Consider the following 24555-nt stretch of genomic DNA (forward strand, 5'->3'; position numbering starts at 1 on the left):
CGAGAGGATGGGTAGGAATTTTCTGAACGTGTAGAGAGGTGCCGGGTGGCTTGCAAGCGGTCGACCTGCAAAAGCCAACCGCGGCCCGGCTCTTCTGTTGGCGGTGAGCTGTCAAGGCGCGGATTACGTGATGGCCGCCGCCCCGGCCTTGGCCACTTGGGCATCCTGTTCAGGCTTGACCCCGGATACACCGATGGCGCCGACCACCTGGCCATCCACCCGCAACGGCACGCCGCCCTCCAGGCTGGTCAGCAGCGGCGCGGTGACGAACGCGGTGCGCCCGCCGTTGACCATCTGTTCGTAATCGCGCGTTTCCTTGCGCCCCAAGGCCGAGCTACGAGCCTTTTCAACGGCGATGTAGGCGCTGGCTGCCGCGCAGCCGTCCATGCGCTCCAGGCCAAGCGGATGGCCGCCGTCGTCGACCACCGCGATGGTGACCTTCCACTGGTGCGCCAGGGCCTCCTGGCGGGCGGCTGCAAGCAGGCGGGCAACTTCGACCTGGCCGATCACGGACTTGCTATGCATGGCTGTTCTCCTGGTTCAGGGCTGCTTCGACGATTTCGATCCAGTGCCGTACCGGTGTGCGTCCGGCACCGCCGAGGTGGGTCTGGCAACCGATGTTGGCGGTGGCGATGAGTTGCGGCTTGCCGCTTTCCAGCGCGTTGAGTCGGTTGTCGCGCAGTTGCCGCGACAGTTCGGGCTGGGTCAGCGAGTAGGTCCCGGCAGAGCCGCAGCACAAATGGCCGTCGGGCACTGCGGTGAGGGTGAAGCCAAGCCGGGCCAGCAGGCTCTCCACCTGGCCGCCGAGCTTGAGGGCGTGCTGCAGGGTGCACGGGCAATGAAAGGCCAGGCGTTGGTCGGCGCACACGCCCAGTTGCTCGACCGGCTCGTCGCGCAGCACTTCCACCAGGTCGCGCGATAGCGCACTGACCCGCGCTGCCTTGGCCGCGTAAAGCGGATCCTTCTCCAGCAGGTGGCCGTAGTCACGCACGAAGGCGCCGCAGCCGCTGGCGGTCTGCACGATGGCTTCGGCGCCCGCTTCGATGGCGGGCCACCAGGCATCGATGTTGCGCCGGGCACGCTGCAGGCCTTGCTCCTGGGCATTGAGGTGGTAATCCACTGCGCCACAGCAGCCAGCTTGGCGTGCTGGCTCGACGCTGATGCCCAGGCGGTCCAGCAACCGCGCGGTGGCGGCGTTGGTGTTGGGTGACAGGGCCGGCTGTACGCAGCCCTCAAGCAGCAGCACGCGGCGCGCGTGGCGCACCGCCGGGCGCTTGTCAGGGGAGGCCACCTGGGCGGGCAACTTGCTCTTGAGTGCGCCCGGCAGTACTGGGCGCAGGGTTTGGCCTGCGCGGGTCAGCGCCTTGAACAGCGCCGGGCGCGGCACCACTGCGCGCAAACCTTGGCGCAGCAGGCGCTGGCCGAGCGGGCGGGGCACTTGCTGTTCGACCACGGCGCGGCCGATGTCCAGCAGGTCATGGTATTTGACCCCTGATGGGCAGGTGGTCTCACAGTTGCGGCAGGTCAGGCAGCGGTCCAGGTGCAGTTGGGTACTGGCGGTGACCGGCGCACCTTCGAGCACTTGCTTGATCAGGTAGATGCGCCCGCGCGGTCCATCCAGTTCATCGCCGAGCAACTGGTAGGTGGGGCAGGTGGCCGTGCAGAAGCCACAGTGCACGCATGCGCGCAGGATGCTTTCGGCCTCTTCGGCGCGGGCCAGGCGCTTGGCGCTGTCGCTCAGGTTGGTTTGCATGGCGTGGCCTCACAGGTCCGGGTACAGGCGGCCAGGGTTGAACAGGCCCTGGGGGTCGAGTTGTCGCTTGAGGGCGTGGTGATAACGCATCAGCGCGGCGGGCAGCGGTGCGCTGCTGTGCTCGCCCAGGGCATAGCCGGTGGCGTGGCCGCCGGCCTTGGCCACCAGCTCGCGGATCGCCGCTGCGGGGGCGCTCGACTTCAGCCAGCGCTGCGCGCCGCCCCAATCGATCAACTGGCGCCCCGGCAGGTCCAGTTCGGCGGTGGCAATGGGCAACGACAGGCGCCACAGCGGTTCGGCGCCCTCGAAGAAGGCCAGGCGCTGCTCGCGCAGGTCACTCCAGAACGGGCTGTCGAGCACGTCGCCGCCCAGGCGCTGGCGGGCCGATTGCACCGAGCCTTCACCGCCTTCCAGGCGCAGGTACAGTGCTTCGCCGTCGTGGCAGGCTGCGCTGATCGGCAACGGCTGCTGACCCCATTCGGCCAGTTCGGCCAGGGCCTGATGGCGGTCCATCGGCAGGCGCAGGCTCAGGCATTGCCGCGGCCGTGGCAGCACCTTCAGCGACACTTCGGTCAGCAGGCCCAGGCAGCCGAAGCTGCCGGCCATCAGCCGCGAGACGTCGTAACCGGCGACGTTTTTCATCACCTCACCGCCAAAGCGCAGCAGCTTGCCGTGGCCGGTAATGACCCGCGTGCCGAGCACATAGTCGCGTACCGACCCGGCCCAGGGCCGACGGGGCCCGGACAGCCCCGCTGCTACCATGCCGCCCAGGGTCGCCCCGGCGCCGAGGTGGGGCGGTTCGCATGGCAGCATCTGCCCGGCCTCGAACAGCGCCGCCTCGATCTCTTGCAGTGGCGTACCGGCGCGAGCGGTGAGCACCAGCTCGGTCGGGTCGTAACTGACGATGCCGCGGTGGCCGCGGGTATCGACGAGCTCCCCGACCACCGGGCGCCCCAGCATGGCTTTGCTGTTGCTGCCCTGAATGCGCAGCGGGGTGTTCAGGTTCAAGGCCTGGTTGACCTGTTCGAGCAGGTCCTGGCTCATATCGCGGTCCAGGCTCATCAGAAGCGCTCCAGGTCAGGGAAGGGCAGTTGGCCGTGATGCACATGCATGGCACCGAACTCGGCGCAGCGGTGCAGGGTGGGGATGTTCTTGCCCGGGTTGAGCAGCCCTTTGGGATCGAACGCTGCCTTCACGGCATGGAACAGGGTGATTTCGTCGCTGTTGAACTGCGCGCACATCTGGTTGATTTTCTCGCGGCCCACGCCATGCTCGCCGGTGATGCTGCCGCCCACTGCCACGCACAGTTCAAGGATGCGCCCGCCGATGGCTTCGGCGCGTTCCAGTTCGCCGGGCAGGTTGGCATCGAACAGGATCAGTGGGTGCATGTTGCCGTCGCCGGCGTGGAACACGTTGGCAACGCGCAGGCCGTACTGCGCGGACAGTTCGCTGATGCCCTTGAGCACGCGCGGCAGTTCGCGGCGCGGGATGGTCCCGTCCATGCAGTAGTAGTCCGGCGAGATGCGCCCCACCGCAGGGAATGCGTTCTTGCGGCCTGCCCAGAAGCGCACGCGCTCGGCCTCGTCGCAGGCCAGGCGCACCTCGCGGGCGCCGGCCTGCTGCAGTACCGCTGCCACACGCTCGCAGTCGTCCTGCACGTCGGCCTCGACACCATCGAGTTCGCACAAAAGGATCGCCGCAGCCTCTACCGGGTAACCAGCGTGGATGAAGTCTTCGGCGGCGCGGATCGCCAGGTTGTCCATCATTTCCAGGCCACCGGGGATGATCCCGGCAGCAATGATTTCGGCCACGGCCCGGCCGGCGTCTTCCACGCTGTCGAAACTGGCCAGCAGGACCCGGGCGACCTGGGGCTTGGGCAGCAGTTTGACGGTCACTTCGGTGACGATCCCGAGCATGCCTTCGGAACCGGTGAACAGTGCCAGCAAGTCGAAGCCTGGGCTGTCGAGGGCATCGCTGCCCAAGGTCAGGCGTTCGCCTTCGACGGTGAGGATCTCCACCTTGAGCAGGTTGTGTACGGTCAAACCGTACTTCAGGCAGTGCACGCCTCCGGCGTTTTCAGCGACATTGCCGCCGATGGAGCAGGCGATTTGCGAAGAGGGGTCTGGCGCGTAGTAAAGGCCATAGGGCGCCGCTGCCTGGGAAATGGCCAGGTTGCGCACCCCCGGCTGAACCCGGGCGAAACGGCCTTGCGGGTTGACTTCAAGAATGCGGTTGAAGCGTGCCATGACCAGCAGGATGCCCTTGGCCAGTGGCAATGCGCCGCCTGACAAGCCCGTGCCGGCACCACGCGCCACGACGGGCACGCCGCGTAGGTGGCAGAGCCTGAGCAGCGTCTGCACCTGCTCCAGACGCTCGGGCAGCACCACCATCAGGGGCACGGTGCGGTAAGCAGAGAGGCCGTCGCATTCGTAAGGTGTGAGGTCTTCGCCCCGATGCAGGATCTCAAGGTCGGGCAGCGCTTCACGCAAGGCCTGCAGCAGGGCCGGCTGGTCCACGGCAGGCAGCGCGCCATCGACCCGTTCGTCGTAGAGAATGTTCATCAGGCTCACTCAACGGCAGTTTTTGTTGTTGTGGGTAAACCGTTCACCCCCTCAGCCTGCGCGCCCCGTTGCCTCAGGTCGAGCCTGCAGCGCACTGGTCCTACCAGTTTTTTTGGCAGGTGCTGGTTATTTACCGGTTGGGATGCGTAGATTGGCGCAAGCTATGGAAGTGGTCCTACCAGTTGAGGGGGTGCACATGGTTGCTGAAGGCAAGGCCAAGGTCGCCGACCAGGTTGCCGAGCGGGTCGAACGGTTGATCCTCGAGGGTGTGCTCAAGGTGGGGCAGGCCTTGCCTTCGGAGCGACGCCTGGTGGAAAAGCTCGGCTGTTCGCGCTCGGCACTGCGTGAAGGCCTGCGCATCCTGCGCGGGCGCGGCATCATCGACACCGAGCAGGGGCGCGGTTCGTTCGTCGCCGACCTGACCGGGCAGCAGGTGGGCGTCACCCCGCTGATGCACCTGTTCAGCTCGCAACCGCGCACCTTGTTCGACCTGTTGGAAGTGCGCGCGCTGCTCGAGGCCGAGTCCGCACGCCTGGCAGCGTTGCGTGCCACCGATGTTGACCGCCTGCTGATCCGCCGTCGCTACGAAGACATGCTCGCCGCCCACGCAGCGCCCGAAGGGCTGGATGCGCGTGAGCACGCCCACCGCGACCATGCATTCCACCGGGCGATCAGCGAGGCCTCGCACAACCCGGTGCTGGTGCACACCCTGCAGTCGCTCAGCGACCTGACCTTGAACACGGTGTTCGCATCGGTCAACAACCTGTATTGCCGCCCCGCGCAGAAGCGCCAGATCGACCGCCAACATGCGCGGCTGTATCACGCAGTGATGGAGCAATTGCCGGAGCAGGCGCAGCGGGCGGCGCGCGAACACATCAACGGGATTCGCGACAGTTTGCGCGAGATCGAGCAGGAGGAGCAGCGGCTGGTGCGGGCGACGATGCGCATGGACGGGTGGGGGTGAAGGCTAAGGGGAGGGGCGAGATGAGTCGGTGCATGCCTTCAGCGCTTGAGCGCTCAAGGCATGCACTGTGCGATGCACGCACAGCCCCGGATGCTGAACAATAGCAACCGTCAGATACAACTGCAGCGCAACACAGGTCTTAATGATGAGCCATTGGGTCGTCTTGGGACAATATGGCTCGGGCCAGCTCTTCATCGCTGGCCTGCAAGCCAGGATTGTCCTTGCGTGCCTGTTCCAGCGCCGACTCCACATAGGCGCCACGAATCGCACCACCGCTGGCGACGAATGCAGACAGCTCGTCACGGGCGGGGATGATCCGTTTGTCATCCTTGAAAGTCGAATACAGCGAGGCGGATACACCGGCCGAGGTAGCGACGTCGCCCGCATCGACGCGGGCCATGGCAGCACCGGCAGGCAGCAGGAGCAGCAATGCAGGTGCGAGGAATAGGTGGCGCATAGCGTGTTCTCCAATAGCGTGAAGCCCAAGGGAAATACCACTCAGTGAGTAAGATGGCGCAACTGGGGTGGTAGTTCCCTTGGTGGAACATTACCGTCGAGCGCGGATTGACAAAGCTTCCAGCCCTTATGCTGGTGAGCGTCGATACAGCGGGCATGGCGTGCTCGGATCGAGTTCGGTGAGCCTGGAGCCGGCTATGACGAAACCGGCGCGCTCTGCCAGGCGCTGGCTGGCCTGGTTGTCGATATCGGTGGTCAGCCACACCGGCGTTGCGATGGTATCGAGCAGGCCGGTCAATGCTTCGCGCATCAGCCCCTTGCCACTGAACGCCTGGCTGGCCCAGTAACCTACCTCGTACTCAGCGTTGCCCGGGCGCAGGCCGATGCAGCCGATGACTGCGTCACTGTCCGCGTGCAGCACGAAGTACCGCTTTTCGGCTGCGGGGTCGAGAAATTCGCGGGCACTCAGTTGCAGGCTCTCGCGCACTTCCTGCAGCGTCCAGTCAGGTTTGGCCCAGGCCAGGAAGGGTTGGTGCAGGGTGTAGCTTTCGAGCAGGGCCTGGCGCAGTTGCGCTGCAAGGGCCGGGTCGGGGCGCACCAGGCGGGTGCGCGGGGTGGTCAGGGAGCAAGGGAGTGTGGGGTAGGGCATACGGGCCATCCTGGCATGAGGGGGTATCACGCTACTTTGCGCGTATTGCATTGACCGTGTTGAGCGGGCGTGGTCTGCTCAGCTTCACGACCCATTTGCGATCCCCACCAACAGCGCCATCGACCCTGGGAAAATGAAGGACCACCATGCCCGACTACAAACTGCACTGCTTCGCCGAATCCGGTAATGCTTATAAAGCCGCCCTTATGCTCGAACTCACCGGCCAGGCCTGGCAGCCGGTGTTCGTCGATTTCTTCAACGGCCAGACTCGCGAGCAAAGCTGGCGTGATGAGGTCAACGAGCAGGGCGAAGTGCCGGTGCTGGAGCATGCGGGCCAGAAAATCACCCAGTCGGCGCTGATCCTTGAATACCTCGCCGAACGCACCGGCCAGTTCGGCCCGCGCGATGACAACGAAAAGCGCGAAATCTGGCGCTGGATGCTGTTCGACAACCACAAGTTCACTGCCTATTACGCGGCGCTGCGGTTCATTTTCTGCCTGAAGAACGCTGGCGAAACACCGGTAACCCAGTTTCTTCGCGAGCGCGCCACGGCTGCTTACCGGGTGGTCGATGCGCACTTGGCGAAAACGCCCTATATGGTCGGTGGGCGCCTGACCATCGCCGACCTGTCGCTGGCGGGCTATGTGTTCATGCCGGAAGATACCGGCATCCCGTTGGCACAGTTCACCCATATTGAAGCGTGGAAAGCGCGTATCCAGGCGCTGCCGGGCTGGAAGCATCCCTATGAACTGATGCCACGCACAGCGTCGGTCTGACCGGACGCTTCGTACTTGAGGGGCGGCCGGGTGAAAACTACCCAGGCGCGTCCCTCTTTGGTGCGTGGTGGCCTCAAATTGAGTCATCCGGCACATAAAAAACCGTCAATAACGGGCCATTCTGTGCAACCTGCACACTATTTGTCATGCCGTGCGCCTGCTATTTCGCCTTACATCGGCCAGCAAAAAACGGCCCGCATATTGCTCTTGCTGCTCCAACTTCAACCCGGAGCACCTGACAATGAGTTCCCCCTCCGAATTTCCGCTTTGCGAGGCGCCGCAGCACGCCCGCAAGGGCCTTTTGCCAATCGCCATGGTCCTGTTCAGTTTCACCTTCTTCACCGGCACGATGTTCGCCGGGGGCAAGCTGGGCATGGCCTTCGGGTTCATCGACATGCTCTGGATCGCCACCCTCGGCAACACGCTGCTGGCCCTTTACGCCGCCGCGCTGGCGTTCATCGCTTCGCGCAGCGGGCTCAACACTGTACTGATGGGCCGCTTCTGCTTCGGCGAGGCCGGCAGCCGGCTGTCGGACTTCCTGCTCGGTTTCGCCGAACTGGGCTGGTATGCGTGGGGCACGGCCACTGTAGCGATCGTGCTGGTAAAGCTGCTTGGGCTGGCCGAGGGCTTCACCGTGCCGTTGATGGTGCTGTTCGGGTTGGGCTTCAGCATCACGGCATTGGTCGGATTCAAGGGGCTGGACCTGTTGTCGCGGGTATCGGTACCGCTGATGTTCGCCCTGTTGATCGTCTCCATGGTAATCGCCACCCGCGAGGTGGGTGGCCTGCAGCAACTGGCGGCGCTGGTGCCGCATGAGACCATGACCTTCTCGGCAGCGGTGACCATGGTCTTCGGCACCTTTGCCAGCGGCGCCACCCAAGCCACCAACTGGACGCGCCTGTCGCGCAGCGGGCGGGTGGCGGTGACGGCCAGTGTGGTGGCATTTTTGCTCGGCAACGGGCTGATGGTCGTGGCCGGCGCCTGGTGCGCGATGGTTTACCAGCAGGCCGACATCGTCGAAGTGATGATGCTGCAAGGGCTGTCGTTCGCAGCGGTGGTCATGCTCTGCCTCAACCTGTGGACCATCCAGGGGCCAACCATCTACAACGTTGCCGCCGCAGCGTGTCACCTGGTGCGCAGCGAACGCCGGCGCACGGCAACACTGATGGCGGCAGGAGTAGGCATCGTGTTGGCGATCGGTGGCATGTACGAGTTGCTGATTCCCTTCCTGGTATTGCTGGGTTCGATCATCCCACCGGTGGGTGGGGTGATCATGGCCGACTTCTGGTACCGCCACCGTGGCAAGTATCCGGCCCTGGCCACGGTCAGCCTGCCGCGCTACAACCTGCTGGGGCTGTTCGCCTATGGGGTCGGTGCGCTGGCGGCCTATGCCTCGCCCTGGGTGGCGCCACTGGTGGGTATCGGCGCCTCGGCGCTGTGCTATATCGTGCTGCTTGAGCTCGGCGGCCGACGCCGGGCACTGGGCCAGGCGCGGGCCGAGCCGTGAGCCTGGCCCTGGAAGAGATCCTGCACCTGCCCGGCCTGCACGAGATGAGCGTGCGGGCTGGTGCACGCAACCTGCAGCGCCGGGTGCGCTGGCCCTACGTGGCGGAGAACGAGGGCATCGCCGAATGGGTGATGGGCGGTGAGCTGGTGTTCGTCACCGGCATCAACCACCCTCGTGGCGAGGGCAACCTGCTGAGCCTGGTCGAAGACGGCGATGCGGTGGGTATCGCCGGCATGGTGATCCTCACGGGCGGTACCTTCATTCAGTGTATTCCGGCCGCGGTAATCGAGCGCGCCGAGCAGTTGGGGTTGCCACTGATCGAGCAGCCCTATGCCCTGAAGATGGTGGTGGTCACCCACCTGATCGGTACCGCACTGGTACAGATGGCCCAGGTGCGCCGCTCGCGCAACGACATCCTCGGGCAACTGCTGACCGGTGACTATCCGAGCCTGGCCATCGCCCGGCAGCGGGCCGCGCACCTGCAGCTCGATCTGGACGGGCCGCGGCGTTTGGTGGCGTTGCGCTTGTCGGCGGTCGACGGGCTGTTCGAGCGGCATGGCCTGGCCAAAGGCGAACGCCTGTGGCAGGACACCCGCCAAACCCTGGAAGACCGGCTTGAAGCCTGGTGCCGGGCCCGGGCCGGCGCGGTCACCGCGCAACTGGCCGGTGACCTGTTCGTGTTGCTGCTGCCCGATACCCCGGACTTGCGTGCAGCCTTGGCCGGCCTGCACCGGCAGTTGGCCGCGCAGGCAGGTGAGATGGGGCTGTTCATGGGCCTGTCGAGCCTCGCCGAGGACTGTGGCCATTACCGCCAAGCCCTCAACCAGGCGCGTCAGGCCCTGGAGGTGGCGCAAAACCTGCGCCCGGCCACCGGCTTGTGCGACTTCAGCGAGCTCGGTGTATTGCGCCTGCTGCAGGGCATCGTCGACCGTTCGCTGATCGATGACTTCGTCGCCCAGACCCTCGGCCCGCTGCGCACCCCCGGGCGTAAACAGCCCAACGCACTGCTGCACACCCTCGACGCGCTGCTCAAGGAAAACGGCAACGGTCTCAAGGCCGGGCAGCGCCTGGGTTTGCACCGCAACACCATCAACCAACGGATGCAACGCATCGAGCAACTGAGCGGGCAGTCCCTGGACGACCCGCTTTTCCGTATGAACGCTGCGGTCGCTATGCTGATATGGCGCATGACCGAAGCCCAAGGCAAGGAGTAACTCCATGAACATCATCAACGCACGACTGCGCGGTAAGCCCGGCCTGATGCGCATCGAACTGGACGGCGAGCGTATCGCCGCCATTGTGCCCCAGGCCAATGCCGTCATGCCCGCCAGCCCCGACGACCTGGACGCCCAACAGAACCTGGTGGTGCCCCCCTTCGTCGAGCCGCACATTCATCTCGATGCCACTTTGACCGCCGGTGAGCCGAACTGGAACATGAGCGGCACGCTGTTCGAGGGTATCGAGCGCTGGGCCGAGCGCAAGGCAATCACCACCCACGACGACATCAAGACCCGCGCCAAGAAGACCATCGGCATGCTCGTGGACCATGGCATCCAGCATGTGCGTACCCATGTGGATGTGACCGACCCCAAGCTCACGGCGCTCAAGGCGATGGTCGAGGTGCGTGAGGAGGTGCGCGAGCTGATCGACCTGCAGATCGTCGCGTTCCCGCAGGAAGGTATCGAGTCGTACGCCAACGGCCGTGCGTTGATGACCGAGGCGGTGGCGATGGGCGCCGACGTGGTCGGCGGCATTCCCCATTTCGAGAACACCCGCGACCAGGGCGTGTCGTCAGTGAAATTCCTCATGGAGCTGGCCGAGCGTACGGGCTGCCTGGTGGACGTGCATTGCGACGAGACCGACGACCCGCAGTCGCGCTTCCTCGAGGTGCTGGCCGAAGAAGCGCGGGTGCGCGGGATGGGGCCACGGGTGACCGCAAGCCACACCACGGCCATGGGTTCCTATGACAATGCCTACTGCTCCAAACTGTTCCGCCTGTTGAAAATGTCGGGCATCAATTTCGTTTCGTGCCCGACCGAGAGCATCCACTTGCAGGGGCGCTTCGACAGCTACCCCAAACGCCGCGGGCTGACGCGTGTGGCCGAGATCGACCGGGCAGGCATGAACGTGTGCTTCGGCCAGGATTCGATCGTCGACCCCTGGTACCCGCTGGGCAACGGCAACATCCTGCGCATACTCGAGGCAGGGCTGCACATCTGCCACATGCTGGGCTACGAAGACCTGCAACGTTGCCTGGACCTGATCACCGACAACAGTGCGCGCACGCTCAACCTTGGCGAGCGCTACGGCATCGAGGTGGGGCGCCCGGCGAACCTTTTGTTGCTGTCGGCGCCGGACGACTATGAGATGGTGCGCAGCCAGGGCCATGCGCTGGTGTCGGTGCGCCACGGCAAGGTGCTGATGCGCCGTACACAGGCGCAGGTCGAACGGTTCGCCTGAAGCGGGAAGGGGCCACTGAGTGCTTGCCTGGCGACGCTGAACTTGGCACCCTTTGTGGCCGCCGAACCGTCCATGCCGTGACAGAAGGAAACCTACCGTTGAGTTGGGACAAAATCGGGAAACTGCTCGTAGCCCTGTTGCTTGGCCTGATGGTCTGGCTGGTGGCCTACGTGGTGCTCAAGGACAACGCCCGCCTCGAAGCTTCCCTGACCTATTCCTACCTCACCTACCCAAGCCAGTTCAGCGAGCGCATCAGCAAGACCAACGAACAGCTCAAGTACGAGCGGCTGCAGCCTCGCATCGCCGGCATTGGCCAGGGGGCGCTGAGCCAGGATCAGGTCGACAGGCTGATCGACCTGGCCCAGGCACCCTACGCCCAACTGTTCGCCAAACCGTTCGAGGCCGGGTTGGTGGATCACCGTACCGGCTTGCTCATAGAGCTGCGCAACACCGGTCACACCGAGGTGCGCGAGGTCAAGGTGCGCCTGCCGGCCAAGGGTTTGGTGCAAGTGCGCGATGGCTCAGGCAACGACACCCTCTACGAGGCCCCCACGCCCATGGTCGAGATCCCTGTCATCGAGCAAGGCCGGGCGTGCAAGGTGTGGGTGTATTTCGATGCCGACTATTCGCAGATCCGCCAGGGGGGTATCAGCATCAGCCATGCCGACGGTGTGGCGGATGTGCAGGTGTATCGAGAATTCATCGGTTTCCCGGCGTTGGTGGCGCGCTACAGCCGGGAGCTGATGGTGCTGCTTGGTGTGCTGGGGCTCAGTGTGCTGGGCCTGGGCTACGCCTGCCTTGCGCGGCCACGCAAGCCCGCATTGCCCTCCTGATGACTTAGTGGCTGCCGTCGTGCAGGGCCAGGCTTTGGCGCAACTGCTCGATCACGGCTGTGCGCAATGCCTCTGGCGCCTGTACACGTATGGAGCCCGCTTGGGACAGCAGCCAGCCCATCAACGCGCGGCTGTCGTCGACGGTGGCATCCAGGGTCGCCCCGCCGTTGCCGTGCGGGGCCAGGCGCATGTCATCTGACAAGGGCTGGTCTTCCAGGCGCCGTGCGAGGGCGTCATCCACCCAGGCGCGCAATTCGATCTGCCGGGCAGGGCAGAGCGCATCTGGCTGCAGCAGTTGAGCCTCACCCAGGCTGCGGCCTGGCTGCCAGTACCAGCCGTAGGGCATGCCCTTGTTGTTGCAGCGCAAATGGAACAGCGACGCAAGCTCATTGAGGTCACGTTCCACCGTGCGTTTGCTGGTCTTGTAGCCGACCTTGGCCAACGCGGCCTGCAACTGTGTGGAGCTCATGCCCGGATGGCGGTCGGGCAGCAATTTGAGCAGTTGCCACTGGCGGGCGATCGTGTGGCGGGTAGAGTTGCTGGGCAAAGGGCTCGTCCTTGAAGTTCAGGCGTGGTGCATGCCTGAATGATGGCAATTGGCTATTGCCGCGAGCATACCCGTTCAGTGAATAGGATCCAAGTTCAGCAGGATGAGCGGCCTGCGCACTTGTTTCACGATTCGGCGCCACCCCATGCTCAGGCAGGCAGGCAGGCAGGCAGGCAGGCAGGCAGGCAGGCAGGCAGGCAGGCAGGCAGGCAGGCAGCCGCTGCCAAAGCCGGCGATCACCATGCAGCGCACTAGTCAGCTTGAGGTTGTGCTGGATGCGGGGAAGGACTTTGGCGCCAAGGTGCTGGTGTTGTCGCGCTCTAATTTGGCAGCCGGCGCCGTGTTGTGACGTCAAGCTGCCCAGTTCAACTTGTTAGAGTTGCTATTTTTAATTAGAGGGCAGTCGCATTCATCGACCTCGTGCTCAAGGCTGAGTGAATTTGTATTTTTTCTCTAGGAAAAATTGGGGAGGGGTCCATTTGGGGCCTTTCGAGTACCCGCCGCCTTTTTGTACTATTAATCCATCGGAGTGCATCTTTTTTATTAGATCGATCAGGCCGAGGCAGTTGCCAAGAGAAACCCAGTTGTTACGCTCGTATAATCTGTCTATTTGCGGGTGGGAAATGCTGTTTCCTCGAGTGAGGAATAAAATGACGTCCCTAGGTGCTTCGTTTTGTACTATGTCGTCTATGGTGTTCATTAGTAATCTCTTTGAAGTTGTTTTCGGTCTGCTTCCAAAGCCTCTGGTGTATATAGTAGTTCGGCTTCTGAGCTAAGTTGGTAGTCTTCTAGAGTGGCGGCGTGAGTGTTGTTCCACGCCTCTCCATGATCGTTTGGCAGAATTCTATCAGCGATACCGAGGGCGCGGAAGCGCTCAAGCTCCCTCAGTTCATGGGTGACAAATCGCTTGTCTGTGTCAGTAGGTGCTATCTTGCCGTGTAAGATTTTTTCAAGCCTATCTATCATGACGACATTAGCTTCAGATGGATCGAAGCGACTTATGTGTAATTTTACAAGGTCGACTCCCGCTTGGGTGAAGGTGGCTTCTCGCCAATCCAGGCGTTAGATAGGTCCGCCTGCTTTGTCTGGATTGTAGGCCCTGCCGCTGTATGTGCCTATAGTTGTAGCGCCGGGATACGGCGAATTGAATACGATATATAACGGCGGCAGGCCAGACTCTACCGGGAAGCAGTAAATGCAATCCCTGGGATTTTGGGGTTCATTTGGGGGGAAGGGTGTCGCCGCGCTGCTATGAATAATTCGCTTTCTTCATCGATATATGCGTGTGCCATGAACTCGAAAAGCTGGGCCAAAGTCTAGGCGTTTGGGACGTAAACGTGGGTGCCGTTGTAGAGGTCTGTGTGCTGACCTGCCTGACGACGAATTTCGTTGTAAAGAAGCAGGAGCATTGCCTTTTTTGCGAAGAGTTTGCCGGCTGTTTCGTTGTGGTTTTGTCCAATGTCTAGATAGTGTTTTTCAAAATAAGTAACAAGGCCGGGTATTGTGTGAACACACGATGTGCCTGCTCATAGCACCCTGCGGATAGAGCGCCGCGCGCGGCGCTCGATGTCGCAGACGCTGGAAATGCCGCGGCGAGCAGCCCCACAGCACAATCCCTGAGCCCTAAATCCCCGCCCGGCGCACGTGCTTCACCAACACCTTCTCCAACAACTCCCACATCGCAGGGTCGGTACTGAACGCCACGTTGAACCGCATCCACCCGGTCGGCTTGGCATCGACCATGAACAACTGCCCGGGCCCGAGCATGATGCCTTTCTCCAGCGCATCATCCAGTAGCGCTGCGCTGTCCGGGATGGCCGGGTGGCGGGTCCAGATATACATGCCTTCATCCGACTCGATGAACAGCTCGAAACCCAGCCGGTGCAGGTGCCGGCCAACTTCCTGGTGGGCCTCGGCCAGGCGCTGGCGCAGGCGCTTGAGGTGCTTGCGCCAGCGGCCGTCGATGATCGCGGCATACACCACACGCTCCATAACCTGCGAGGTGGTCAGGCCCGAGCGCATCTTCAGGTGCAGCAGCTTCTGCGCCAGTTCCGGGTTGGCCAACAGGTAGCCGACCCGCACGTTGGGCGAAATGCTCTTGGAGTAGCTGCCCACGTACACCACCTGCTGCAGGTGGTCGAGGCTGGCCAGGCACGGCTGCGGCTCGGCGACCATGTCGGCGTACAGGTTGTTTTCCACCAGGCGAAAGCCGTGCTGGCTGGCCAGCTGCAGCAAGCGGTGCAGCTGCGCCAGCGGGGTGCGCGAACAGGTCGGGCTGTGCAGGTGCGGCTGAGTGAAGAAAGCCGTCGGGCGGTGGTGCGCCAACAGCTGTTCGAGGTGGTTGAGGTCGTAGCCGTTGGGGGTGCGCGGCACGCCGATCAAGGTGGCGCCCTGGGTGCGCAGGATGCTCATCAGGTTGGGGTAGCCGGGGTCGTCCACCAGCACCACGTCACCGGGGCGCACAAGCGTGCGCACGGCCAGGTCCAAAGCCTGGCTGGCACCGTGGGTGAGCATCAGCTGGGCGGTGTTGGCGACGATCGACAGTTCCTGCTGCAGGTTCTGCGCGGTCAGCGCGCGCAATTCCGGCAGGCCCATCGGGTCGCCATAGCCGGACAGCTCCAGCGGGCTGCCGGCAACCTGGCGCAGGCCGCGGCGCAGGCCTTCTTCGTACATCCAGTCGTTGGGCAGCCAGCCGCAGCCCGGTTTGAATGGCAACTGACGGGTCTCAAAGATCTGCTGCAGGTACCATTCGGAGTTGAACGATGGTCGACTGGCGTCGGCCTCGGCGCTGTGGTTGTCCAGCAATTCGGCCGCCGCGCGGTTGACGAAGAACCCGGCATTGCCCTTGCTCACCAGCAGCCCCTGGGCGACCAGGCGGTCGTAAGCCTCGACCACGGTGAAGGTGCTCACCGAATAGGTCGCGGCAAACGCGCGGATCGACGGGACCTTGGCACCTGGCTTGAGGGTCTGGTTGTCGATCAGCTCACGCAGCCCGTCGATGATCTGGTTGACCAACGGCGTCGAGGAGTCTGGGTGTAATTCAAGCATTCGGGGGCCTTGAGGGTGCGTAACGGCAGGCGCCTGCAGGGTGTATTGCATCGGCGACCTGTACAGTGCAGTGCGACTTTCATGCCACTGTGCATGGCTCTATGTGTCGGACATTTTTACATTAGGTGTCAGATAGCGCCACATAAAGCATGTTCAGTTCGCTCCAGGGGCAAACCCTGGGGCGCGTCAGCAGGCCGCCATGGAAGGCCTGCGTGTGTAACAGCACACCTCCTGCCCGCATTAGCACTGATGTACAGGTGAGGCCGATGACCATCGCGGTCTTACAGTTTTCCTTGGATAAAAAGAAGCACGGGGTACACAACTGATGGACGCAACATCCACAACCACCACCGCGAACAGCGGGCACGAGAGCAAACTCAGTGCCTCGCTCAAGTCGCGCCACCTGACGATGATGTCGATCGCCGGGGTTATCGGCGGCGCCTTGTTCGTCGGCTCCGGCAGCGTGATCCACAGCGCCGGCCCGGCTGCTGTCCTGGCCTACCTGGCAGGCGGCATCCTGGTGGTACTGATCATGCGCATGCTGGGTGAAATGGCGACTTCGTCGCCCGACACCGGTTCGTTTTCCACCTACGCCGACCGCGCCATTGGCCGTTGGGCCGGTTTCACCATCGGCTGGCTGTACTGGTGGTACTGGGTCATCCTCATGGCCTGGGAAGCTTATGTGGCAGGCAAGATCCTGCATGGTTTCTTCCCTGATGTAAGCGTCAACGTGTTCGTGCTGGCCACGACCCTGGTGCTGATCACCGTCAACTTCTTCAACGTCAAGCACTACGGCGAGTTCGAGTTCTGGTTCGCGTTGATCAAGGTGATCGCGATCGTCTGCTTCCTGATCGTGTGTACTGCAGCGGTGATGAACATCTGGCAGTTCGGTGAAGTGCGCGGCATCACCCACCTGACCGCCGAAGGCTTCATGCCCAATGGCATCACCACGGTGATCGGTGCGTTGCTTGGCGTGATGTTCGCCTTCCTCGGTGCCGAAATCGTCACCATCGCCGCATCCGAAGCCAAGGACCCGGCCACCCAGATCGTCAAGGCCACCAACTCGGTGGTGTGGCGTGTATGCCTGTTCTACGTCGGCTCGATCTTCCTGATCGTCTGCCTGGTGCCGTGGAACGACCCGCACCTGGGCGTTTCCGGTTATGGCGCCTACCGCCGCACCTTGGAACTGCTGGGTGTGCCGTATGCCGAGCTGTTGATGAACTTCGTGGTACTGACGTCGGTGAGCAGCTGCCTGATCTCGGGCCACTACACCGCTTCGCGCATGCTGTTCTCGCTGGCACAGCGTGGTGATGCGCCGTCGTTCTTCAAGACAACCCGCGCCGGTACCGGCGTACCGGTGAACGCGATCATCGGTTCGTGCGCCGTGGCCGTGGTGTGTGCGCTGATCAACTTCAGCGAGACCCTGCGCCCGAAAGACGTGCTCGATACACTGATGAACACCACCGGCATGATCGCTTTGCTGGTGTACCTGGTGATTGCCTTCTCGCAGCTGCGCATGCGCCGCAAGCTGATCGCCGAGGGCAAGGAAGTACGCCTGAAGATGTGGCTGTTCCCGTGGCTGACCTACCTGGTGATCGCCTTCATCGTCGCCGCACTGGTGACCATGGCCTTCATGCCTGACTACCAGATCCTGGTGATCTCCACCGGCATTGCTGCCGCCGTCGTGGTGGCCATGGGTGTGGTGCACCAGATGCGCAGCGCCCGCAAGCACTAAGCGCTAGTGGTTGCCCGAAGCGGCCGGCTCCCTCGAGGACCCGGCCGTTTCGCGTTGATGGGCGGGAGTTTTGTCCGCTGGCATGTGAAAGCGCCCGTTCATCCACGGTGAGCCGAGGAGGGCGGCGGCGCTGATCAGGGCCAGTAGGGCCAGGGCGAGGAATGGTTTCATGGGCATGCGCATAAGGGGCTGACTTCAAGGATGAGCTAACAGTTCCCGCGACAGGGCCCGTACAGGCGACAGATGGCTTATGCTGAGCACATTGCCCGCCAAAAGGAGCCCCTCATGGCCTGGTCCGCCACCCAGTATTCCCTGTTCGAAGACGAACGCACCCGTGCGGTGCGCGACCTGCTTGCCGCGGTGCCTCCCCGCCCGGTGCGCCACGCTACCGACTTAGGTTGCGGCCCTGGTAATTCCACCGAAATACTGCTGCAGCGCCACCCCGATGCCCAGGTGACTGCCCTGGACAGCGACCCGGATATGATCGACAAGGCGCGCGCACGCCAGCGCCTGCGCATCCCCAGGGTGCGTTGCGAAATTGCCGATATCGCCCACTGGACCGCCCCCGAACCGCAGGACCTGATCCTGGCCAACGCTTCGCTGCAATGGGTGCCCGACCACGGTTCGCTCTATCCGCACCTGGTGCGCCAGCTGAGTGAAGGTGCAAGCCTGGCCGTGCAAACCCCGGACAACCTCGACGAGCCGGCCCACCGCCAGTTGCGCGAGATTGCCGGCCGCGGCCCCTGGGCCGAAAAATTCGCCGACCTGAGCTTGCCGCCCCGGCATAGCGCAGCGTTCTACTACGACCTGCTCAGCCCGCTGTGTACGCGGGTGGATGTGTGGCGCACGACCTACCATCACCCGTTGACCGGTGGCGCCGAGGCCGTGGTGGAGTGGTTCAAGGGCTCGGCCCTGCGGCCTTATCTGGCCAGGCTGGACGAGCAGGAGCAGGCGAGCTTCCTGCAGATGTACTTGCAGGCCATGCAGCACGACTACCCGGCGGCCACCGACGGCAAGGTGCTGCTGCCGTTCCCGCGGCTGTTTGTGATTGCTACGCGGTAGGTGAATGGCGCCAGCGCCAGATCACGTAGCTATAGACGCCGAGGTTGACCAGCAGCACGACGCCGCCCAGCAGCCACTGGATCTGCGGCGTCAACCCCGCGGGGTAGATCAGCGGCCAGATGTAGTGCTCGACGAAGCCGCCGTGGTAGCCGGCATCGCCTGCGGCGAAGCGCATGCGATTCTCCCAGCCGGTCAACGGGCACTCCAGGTGCAGGCCCTCAACCGCCAGGCCCCAGGCCAGGGCGGGCAGGTGGATGAACAGGGCGGGGCGCCATCTGAGCGTCAGCAGGCCACCGAACAGCACCAGCAGGATGAAGGCCAGATGGAGCAGCACCAGCGTGTCGGCGGCTAGACGGAAAAACATGGGATGCACATTAGAGAGGAATGTATACCCAGCATAGTTATGAAGGCTCAGCGCAAAACCAGTGGGAGCCGGCATGCCGGCGATAGGGCCCGGATGGCCGCTACAAGCTTTCCTGCACCACCTGCAGGAACGTCGCCACCACCCGCCGCGTACGCTGCTCGCTCAAACACACCAGTGTCTCGGTGAGGTGCCGCTGGCAATCGACAATGGGCAGCGCGCACACCCGCGCATCGGCGCCGAACTCAGCGGCCGACACCACCCCCACGCCAATCCCCACCACCACCGCCTCGCGCGCGGCCTCGCGGCCTTCGACCTGGATTGCCGCGCGTATTCGCAACCCGGCGCGTTGCATTTCTTCCTCCAGTGTCTGCCGGGTCACCGAGCCAGGCTCGCGCAGCACCAGCGGCGTGTCGTCCAGGTCCGCCAGGCTGATCGAGCCACGGCTGGTCCAGGGGTGGTTGTGCGAGACGAACGCCACCATCGGGTCGCGGCGCAGCGGCATGCAGTGCAGTCGCTCATCGTCGACATCGCGCCCTAACAGTGCCAGGTCAGCCTGATAGCTGAACAGCCGGGCCAGGGATTCATCGGTGTTGCCGGTCTCGACCTTGACCTGGATGCCCGGGTAGCGCTGGCAGAAGCGTGCGATCTGCGGCAGCACATGCACCGGCGCATCCACCGCCAGCACCAGGCTGCCGGTGTGCAGGGCGCGGGAGTCCTGCAGCAGTTCGTGGGCTTCGGCCTCACAGGCGAACAGGCGCTTGCTGATGCCCAGCAGGCGTTCGCCCAGGTCAGTCAACTGCACCGAACGCTTGTTGCGGTGGAACAGCAGCACCCCGAAGCGCTCTTCGAGCTTGCGCACCTGGTCGGACACGGCCGGCTGGGTCAAAAACAGCTTTTCTGCCGCCCGGGTGAAGCTGCCGTGCACGGCCACTGCGTGGAAAGCCCTGAGTTGAGCGTGGGACACCGACATGTGGACTCCAGTAACAAGCTGAGCTTATGTGTGAAATACGATAAATCGATTTTATTTATCAGTCACCACCTGTTTCCATACTGACCAACCCAGCGCTGCCACAAGCGGCCGCCGGGCATGGCGCGCACCCCTGCGCCATCTGACCAGATGACGAGCCACGTCATGCAGTGCGCAACACAAAAACAAGACAGGCGTTTATTCACATTCTGCCGGCACACTTGAGCAAGAGGTCAGACGCACATGAATCACTCCCTAGCCGCGTTGAAACGCTGGCGCATCCAGATTTTCGCTATCACCTGGCTGGCCTACGCCGCCTTCTACTTCACCCGCAAGGCCTTCTCGGTGGCCAAGCTCGGCATTGGTGAAGACCCGACTTTCATGCTCGACAAGGCCTCCATGGCCAACCTCGACGCCATCTACCTGGCCGCCTATGCCGTGGGCCAGTTCACCTGGGGCATGCTTGCCGACCGCTTCGGCCCGCGCGTGGTGGTGCTCGGTGGCCTGCTGATCTCGGCGGCGGCAGCAGTGGTGATGGGCAGCTACGCGACCTTCCCGATCTTCGCCACCTGCATGCTGATCCAGGGCCTGGCGCAGTCCACCGGCTGGGCCGGGCTGTGCAAGAACATCGGCAGCTTCTTCCCCGCCGTGCAGCGCGGCCGGGTACTGGGGTTGTGGAGCTCGTGCTATGCATTCGGCGGCCTGGTCGCCTCGCCGTTCGCCGGCTGGTGGGCCTATACCCTGATCGGCACCTGGCAGGCGGCATTCTTCTCCACTGCCGCGGTGGTGGCGGCGGTAGCGGTGCTGTTCTTCTTCCTGCAGCGCAACAAACCCGAGGATGTGGGCTTGCCGGCGGTCGAGCCCGAGCCGCAGAGCATGGCCCCGGCCGGCAGCCTGTGCAGTGTGTGGGCGCCGCTGCGCGAGATCCTGCGCAACCGCACGGTACTGACCCTGGGCCTGGCGTACTTTCTTCTAAAACCGGCGCGCTACGCGATCTTGCTATGGGGGCCGGTGATCGTCTTCGAGCAGATGCCCTCGGTCGGCAAGGTGGGTGCTGCGATCATCCCCACGGCCTTTGAACTGGCCGGGCTGCTGGGCCCGATCATCATCGGCCTGGCCTCGGACAAGCTGTTTGGCGCCCGGCGCATGCCGGCCTGTGTGATCAGCCTGGTGCTGCTGACCGTGGCCCTGGCGGCGTTCATGGCAGCCATGCACAGCGGCAGCATCGCCATGGTGGTTGGCCTGCTGTTCTTCATGGGCCTGACCCTGTACGGGCCAGACTCGATGATCAGCGGCGCGGCGGCCATCGACTTCGGCACCGCCAAGGCCGGTGCCACGGCAGCCGGTTTCGTCAATGGCTGCGGTTCGGTGGGCGCGGTGCTCGGCGGCCTGTTGCCCGGTTACTTCGACAGCGTCACGGTGTTCATCGTGTTCGCTGGCTGCGCACTGTTCTCGGCCCTGGTGCTGCTGCCGCACTGGAACAGCCGCCCGGCCAGCGCAGCCCAGGCCAATGATGTGGCGCCCAACACCAGCATGGCGATCAAGCCACTGCGTACCTAAAGGAAAGCGAGCGAATGAGACCCTTCTGGCTGCAACAGGCCCTGGATTGTGAACAGGACGCGGTATGCCCGCCACTGCAAGGCGATGCCCGCTGCGACGTGTGCATCGTCGGCGGCGGCTACACGGGCCTCTGGACCGCGCTGATGCTCAAGGAGGCGGTGCCGGCGCTGGACGTGCTGCTGATCGAGGCTGACATCTGCGGTGCGGGCGCCAGTGGGCGCAACGGTGGTTGCGCGTTGTCCTGGTCGGCCAAGTACTTCACCCTCGAGCGTCTGTTCGGGGTGGCCGAAGCGGTGCGCCTGGTAAGCGAGTCAGAGCGCAGCATCGGTGCCATTGGCGCGTTTTGCGCGGCCAATGGCATCGAGTGCGACTACCGCCTGGACGGCACACTGTACACCGCCACCAACCAGGCCCAGGTGGGTGCAACCGATGCGGTGATCGCTGCACTGGAGCACAAGGGGATCAATTCATTCGAGCGTTTGCCGCTGGATGAGGTGCAGCGCCTGGCCGGCTCGGCGCGGCACCTGGAGGGCTGGTTTTCGCCGGCCGCCGCCACCGTCCAGCCTGGCCGGTTTGTACGCGGCCTGCGGCGTGTGGCGTTGCAGCGCGGCGTGCGCATTCATGAAGGCACGGCCATGACCGGCCTGGAGCATGGCACCCCGGCGCTGGTGCGCACGGCCCACGGCACGGTGCGTGCCGACCGCGTGGTGCTCGGCCTCAATGCCTGGATGGCGCGTGCCTTCCCGCAGTTCGAGCGCAGCGTGGCGATCGTCTCCAGTGACATGGTGATCACCGAACCGTGCCCCGAGCTGCTGCACGAGATCGGCCTGAACAACGGCATCAGCGTGCTGGACTCACGGATCTTCGTGCATTACTACCACAACACCTCCGATGGTCGCCTGATGCTCGGCAAGGGTGGCAACACCTTCGCCTATGGCGGGCGCATGCTGCCGGTGTTCGATCAACCCTCGCCATACCGGCCGCTGCTGCGTGAGAGCCTGGCCGATTTCTTCCCTGCCTTGGCCCAGGTGCCCCTGGCGGCCAGCTGGAACGGCCCCTCCGACCGCTCGGTGACCGGGCTGCCGTTCTTCGGGCGGTTGGACGGGCAAGGCAACGTGTTCTATGGCTTCGGCTACTCTGGCAGCGGGGTAGGGCCGTGCCACATGGGCGGGCAGATCCTCTCGTCGCTGGCGCTGGGGCTGGACAACCCGTGGACCCGCTCGCCACTGGTCAAGGGCCCGTTGGGGCTGTTCCCGCCGGAGCCGATCCGTTACCTGGGGTCGCTGATGGTGCGCAATGCAATCCGGCGCAAGGAGCGCGCCGAAGACCGGGGGCTGCGGCCACGCCACCTGGACGTGCGGCTGGCCCGGTTCGCAGCGGCGGCGGGCAAGGCCGACAAAGCGTGAGATTTCTTGTCGAACACTGGCCCGAGGGCGTATAAACTGCTCCCACTTTTTGGCCGGTCGCTTCCTGAACCGGCCGCTGAAACAAGAGAGTCGACATGGGCGCACAGTGGAAAGCCAAGCATAGAGAAACAGCTGCCAATGCCAAGGGCAAGATCATGGGCAAGCTGTCCAAGGAAATCCAGATCGCAGCCAGGTCGGGCGCCGACCCCGACATGAACCCACGCCTGCGCCTGGCCATCGTGCAAGCCAAGAAGGCTTCCATGACCCGCGAGACCCTGGACCGGGCAATCCGCAAGGGCGCGGGCCTGGACGGTGATGCCGTGCAGTACCAGGCGGTGACGTACGAAGGTTTCGCGCCGCACCAGGTGCCGCTGATCGTCGAGTGCCTGACCGACAACGTCAACCGCACCGTCGCGCAGATTCGCGTGCTGTTCCGCAAGGGCCAGCTGGGTGCCAGCGGTTCGGTGGCCTGGGACTTCAACCATGTGGGCCTGATCGAAGCCATGCCCGACGGCGATGCCGACCCGGAAATGGCCGCCATCGAAGCCGGTGCCCAGGACTTTGAAGAAGGTGAAGAAGAGGGCTCGACCCTGTTCATCACGGACACCACCGACCTGGATGCAGTGCAGAAAGCCCTGCCCGAGCATGGTTTCACCGTCTCCTCGGCCAAGATCGGCTACACCCCGAAGAACCCGGTGAGCGCTGCCAGCCTCAGTGCCGAGGCACTGGCTGAAGTCGAGGCGTTCCTCGAGGCGATCGACGAGAACGACGACGTACAGAACGTCTACGTTGGCCTGACCGAGTAAAAGCCGGGGCCGCTTTGCGGCCCAATCGCCGGCAAGCCGGCTCCCACAGGTACAGTGCAAAGCTCAGGTTCTGCGCGGTACTTGTGTGGGCCGGCTTGCCGGCGAATGGGCCTGTGTTCAGCCTGGGGAAGCCTGTATGAACCCAACCTTCGCCTCCCTCAGCCTCGCCCACCTGCGTACCCTCGACTGCCTCCTGCAGCTGAAAAACCTCAGCCACGCCGCCGAGCGCCTGGGCGTCAGCCAGTCGGCGTTGAGCCGCCAGCTGGCCCATCTGCGCGAAGCCTTCGACGACCCATTGCTGGTGCGCCAGGGCCGTGGCTACGTGCTCAGCGAGTACGCCCAAGCCCTGGTCGAGCCGCTGCGCCAGGTGCTTGAAGAGCTTCAGGCCCTGCGCCAGCCGGCCGCGTTCGATCCGGCACGTTGCGAGCGGCGCTTCTGCCTGGCCGCTTCCGACTATGTTGCAGAGCACATGCTGCCGCTGCTGGTGGCGGCGCTGGAGCAGGAAGCACCGGGCGTGAGCATCGACTACCGCACCTGGCAGGCCGGGCAATACGCTTTGCTCGCCAGCGGCGAGATCGACCTTGCGACCACGCTGTTCGACGAATCGCCGGCCAACCTGCACGGTCGCCTGCTTGGCGAGGACCGTGCGGTGTGCCTGATGCGCCGGGACCATCCGCTGGCGGCCTGCGAAGTGCTGAGCCAGGACGACTACCTGGCCTTCAAGCACGTGCGCATCTCCGGCGGTGGCGACAAGGACAGCTTCATCGACCGCCACCTGCGCACCCAGGGGCTGCAGCGGCGCATCAGCCTGGAAGTGCCGTTCTTCTCGGCCACCGTGCAGGTCATTGGCAACAGCCAGGCGCTGGCGACGGTGCCCGAGCATATTGCCTGCCAACTGTGCCGGCTGCATGGCCTGGCCTGGCGGCCGCTGGGGTTTGTGGAGCATACCCAGCGCTACTGGGTGGTGTGGCACCAGCGCCTGCAGGCGTCGGCCGAGCACCGCTGGTTGCGCAACCGGGTGTTCGAGCTGTGGCGCCAGTCACAGTTCGGCGTGCAGGGTGGGCATGCGGCTTTGCCATAGCAGGTATGCGCCAAGCGGGG

General features: G+C 64.0%; 24 protein-coding genes. 12 read left to right on the top strand and 12 right to left on the bottom strand.

Annotation, left to right across the window (positions count from 1 at the left end):
- Nucleotides 1–123: 123 nt before the first annotated feature.
- From ACEWE8_RS06430 to glcD, 4 genes are read right to left on the bottom strand one after another with little or no spacing between them, the layout of a single operon-like run.
- On the bottom strand, nt 124–525 hold the full coding sequence (locus tag ACEWE8_RS06430; protein WP_046785513.1) for a heme-binding protein: 402 nt from the start codon (nt 523–525) through the stop codon (nt 124–126).
- Nucleotides 518–1753: a glycolate oxidase subunit GlcF gene (gene glcF, locus ACEWE8_RS06435; RefSeq protein ID WP_046785512.1), complete on the bottom strand. Its 1236-nt coding sequence runs from the start codon at nt 1751–1753 to the stop codon at nt 518–520. The genes ACEWE8_RS06430 and glcF overlap by 8 nt, the downstream gene beginning before the upstream one ends.
- A gap of 9 nt (nt 1754–1762) precedes the next feature.
- Nucleotides 1763–2815: a glycolate oxidase subunit GlcE gene (glcE, locus tag ACEWE8_RS06440; RefSeq protein ID WP_046785511.1), complete on the bottom strand. Its 1053-nt coding sequence runs from the start codon at nt 2813–2815 to the stop codon at nt 1763–1765.
- Nucleotides 2815–4314: a glycolate oxidase subunit GlcD gene (gene glcD / locus ACEWE8_RS06445; protein WP_046785510.1), complete on the bottom strand. Its 1500-nt coding sequence runs from the start codon at nt 4312–4314 to the stop codon at nt 2815–2817. The genes glcE and glcD overlap by 1 nt, the downstream gene beginning before the upstream one ends.
- A 196-nt stretch (nt 4315–4510) precedes the next feature.
- On the opposite strand from glcD, the gene glcC reads away from it, so the two are divergent.
- A complete protein-coding gene (gene glcC / locus ACEWE8_RS06450) occupies nt 4511–5278 on the top strand; it encodes a transcriptional regulator GlcC (protein WP_046785509.1) in 768 nt (255 codons plus the stop codon).
- A 139-nt stretch (nt 5279–5417) separates the two neighbouring features.
- Here the strand turns inward: glcC and ACEWE8_RS06455 are convergent, their stop codons facing one another.
- Nucleotides 5418–5735, bottom strand: coding sequence for a DUF2388 domain-containing protein (locus tag ACEWE8_RS06455; RefSeq protein ID WP_012314094.1), 318 nt, complete (start codon nt 5733–5735; stop codon nt 5418–5420).
- Between the two features lie 126 nt (nt 5736–5861).
- Nucleotides 5862–6383: a GNAT family N-acetyltransferase gene (locus ACEWE8_RS06460; RefSeq protein ID WP_046785508.1), complete on the bottom strand. Its 522-nt coding sequence runs from the start codon at nt 6381–6383 to the stop codon at nt 5862–5864.
- A 146-nt stretch (nt 6384–6529) separates the two neighbouring features.
- On the opposite strand from ACEWE8_RS06460, the gene ACEWE8_RS06465 reads away from it, so the two are divergent.
- From ACEWE8_RS06465 to ACEWE8_RS06485, 5 genes are all read left to right on the top strand, one after another.
- Nucleotides 6530–7159 carry a glutathione S-transferase family protein gene (locus ACEWE8_RS06465; protein ID WP_046785507.1) on the top strand — a complete coding sequence of 210 codons (630 nt, stop codon included), beginning with the start codon at nt 6530–6532 and terminating at the stop codon, nt 7157–7159.
- A 241-nt stretch (nt 7160–7400) separates the two neighbouring features.
- Nucleotides 7401–8666: a cytosine permease gene (gene codB / locus ACEWE8_RS06470; protein ID WP_046785506.1), complete on the top strand. Its 1266-nt coding sequence runs from the start codon at nt 7401–7403 to the stop codon at nt 8664–8666.
- Nucleotides 8663–9880, top strand: coding sequence for a PucR family transcriptional regulator (locus ACEWE8_RS06475; protein WP_046785505.1), 1218 nt, complete (start codon nt 8663–8665; stop codon nt 9878–9880). Before codB ends, ACEWE8_RS06475 begins: the two co-directional genes overlap by 4 nt.
- A gap of 4 nt (nt 9881–9884) precedes the next feature.
- Nucleotides 9885–11126, top strand: a complete 1242-nt coding sequence (gene codA / locus ACEWE8_RS06480) for a cytosine deaminase (protein ID WP_046785504.1) — start codon at nt 9885–9887, stop codon at nt 11124–11126.
- Nucleotides 11127–11224: 98 nt separating this feature from the next.
- Nucleotides 11225–11959: a hypothetical protein gene (locus ACEWE8_RS06485; protein WP_046785503.1), complete on the top strand. Its 735-nt coding sequence runs from the start codon at nt 11225–11227 to the stop codon at nt 11957–11959.
- Nucleotides 11960–11963: 4 nt separating this feature from the next.
- Here the strand turns inward: ACEWE8_RS06485 and ACEWE8_RS06490 are convergent, their stop codons facing one another.
- From ACEWE8_RS06490 to ACEWE8_RS06500, 3 genes are all read right to left on the bottom strand, one after another.
- Nucleotides 11964–12506: a WYL domain-containing protein gene (locus ACEWE8_RS06490; protein ID WP_046785502.1), complete on the bottom strand. Its 543-nt coding sequence runs from the start codon at nt 12504–12506 to the stop codon at nt 11964–11966.
- 1062 nt (nt 12507–13568) lie between these two features.
- Nucleotides 13569–13766 carry an S-type pyocin domain-containing protein gene (locus ACEWE8_RS06495; RefSeq protein WP_367903665.1) on the bottom strand — a complete coding sequence of 66 codons (198 nt, stop codon included), beginning with the start codon at nt 13764–13766 and terminating at the stop codon, nt 13569–13571.
- Nucleotides 13767–14129: 363 nt separating this feature from the next.
- Complete coding sequence (locus ACEWE8_RS06500) at nt 14130–15554, bottom strand: PLP-dependent aminotransferase family protein (RefSeq protein WP_039601970.1); 1425 nt, start codon at nt 15552–15554, stop codon at nt 14130–14132.
- A 325-nt stretch (nt 15555–15879) separates the two neighbouring features.
- Here ACEWE8_RS06500 and ACEWE8_RS06505 point away from each other — a divergent pair, with 325 nt between their 5' ends.
- Nucleotides 15880–17289 (top strand): amino acid permease, encoded by a 1410-nt coding sequence (locus tag ACEWE8_RS06505; protein ID WP_046785499.1) that lies wholly within the window; start codon nt 15880–15882, stop codon nt 17287–17289.
- 3 nt (nt 17290–17292) lie between these two features.
- Here ACEWE8_RS06505 and ACEWE8_RS06510 read toward each other — a convergent pair whose 3' ends face one another.
- Complete coding sequence (locus ACEWE8_RS06510) at nt 17293–17472, bottom strand: hypothetical protein (protein ID WP_046785498.1); 180 nt, start codon at nt 17470–17472, stop codon at nt 17293–17295.
- Nucleotides 17473–17574: 102 nt separating this feature from the next.
- Here ACEWE8_RS06510 and tam point away from each other — a divergent pair, with 102 nt between their 5' ends.
- On the top strand, nt 17575–18351 hold the full coding sequence (gene tam / locus ACEWE8_RS06515) for a trans-aconitate 2-methyltransferase (RefSeq protein WP_046785497.1): 777 nt from the start codon (nt 17575–17577) through the stop codon (nt 18349–18351).
- On the opposite strand, the gene ACEWE8_RS06520 is transcribed toward tam, so the two are convergent.
- Together ACEWE8_RS06520 and ACEWE8_RS06525 are read right to left on the bottom strand one after the other, a co-directional pair.
- Nucleotides 18341–18715: a DUF2784 domain-containing protein gene (locus ACEWE8_RS06520; RefSeq protein ID WP_046785496.1), complete on the bottom strand. Its 375-nt coding sequence runs from the start codon at nt 18713–18715 to the stop codon at nt 18341–18343. The two genes, tam and ACEWE8_RS06520, sit on opposite strands and share 11 nt — an antisense overlap.
- A gap of 100 nt (nt 18716–18815) precedes the next feature.
- Entirely contained in the window at nt 18816–19685 is an 870-nt protein-coding gene (locus tag ACEWE8_RS06525; protein ID WP_046785495.1) for a LysR substrate-binding domain-containing protein, read from the bottom strand.
- Between the two features lie 240 nt (nt 19686–19925).
- On the opposite strand from ACEWE8_RS06525, the gene ACEWE8_RS06530 reads away from it, so the two are divergent.
- From ACEWE8_RS06530 to ACEWE8_RS06545, 4 genes are all read left to right on the top strand, one after another.
- The gene (locus ACEWE8_RS06530) at nt 19926–21242 is read left to right on the top strand and encodes an MFS transporter (protein ID WP_046785494.1); all 1317 of its coding nucleotides are present in this window, start codon (nt 19926–19928) and stop codon (nt 21240–21242) included.
- A 14-nt stretch (nt 21243–21256) separates the two neighbouring features.
- Nucleotides 21257–22648 carry an FAD-dependent oxidoreductase gene (locus ACEWE8_RS06535; RefSeq protein ID WP_046785493.1) on the top strand — a complete coding sequence of 464 codons (1392 nt, stop codon included), beginning with the start codon at nt 21257–21259 and terminating at the stop codon, nt 22646–22648.
- 95 nt (nt 22649–22743) lie between these two features.
- A complete protein-coding gene (locus ACEWE8_RS06540; RefSeq protein ID WP_039603624.1) occupies nt 22744–23454 on the top strand; it encodes a YebC/PmpR family DNA-binding transcriptional regulator in 711 nt (236 codons plus the stop codon).
- Nucleotides 23455–23590: 136 nt separating this feature from the next.
- Nucleotides 23591–24535 (top strand): LysR family transcriptional regulator, encoded by a 945-nt coding sequence (locus ACEWE8_RS06545; RefSeq protein WP_046785492.1) that lies wholly within the window; start codon nt 23591–23593, stop codon nt 24533–24535.
- The last annotated feature ends 20 nt before the right edge of the window (nt 24536–24555 follow it).

The organism is Pseudomonas sp. TR47, assembly GCF_044143025.1.
Taxonomy (GTDB): domain Bacteria; phylum Pseudomonadota; class Gammaproteobacteria; order Pseudomonadales; family Pseudomonadaceae; genus Aquipseudomonas; species Aquipseudomonas putida_E.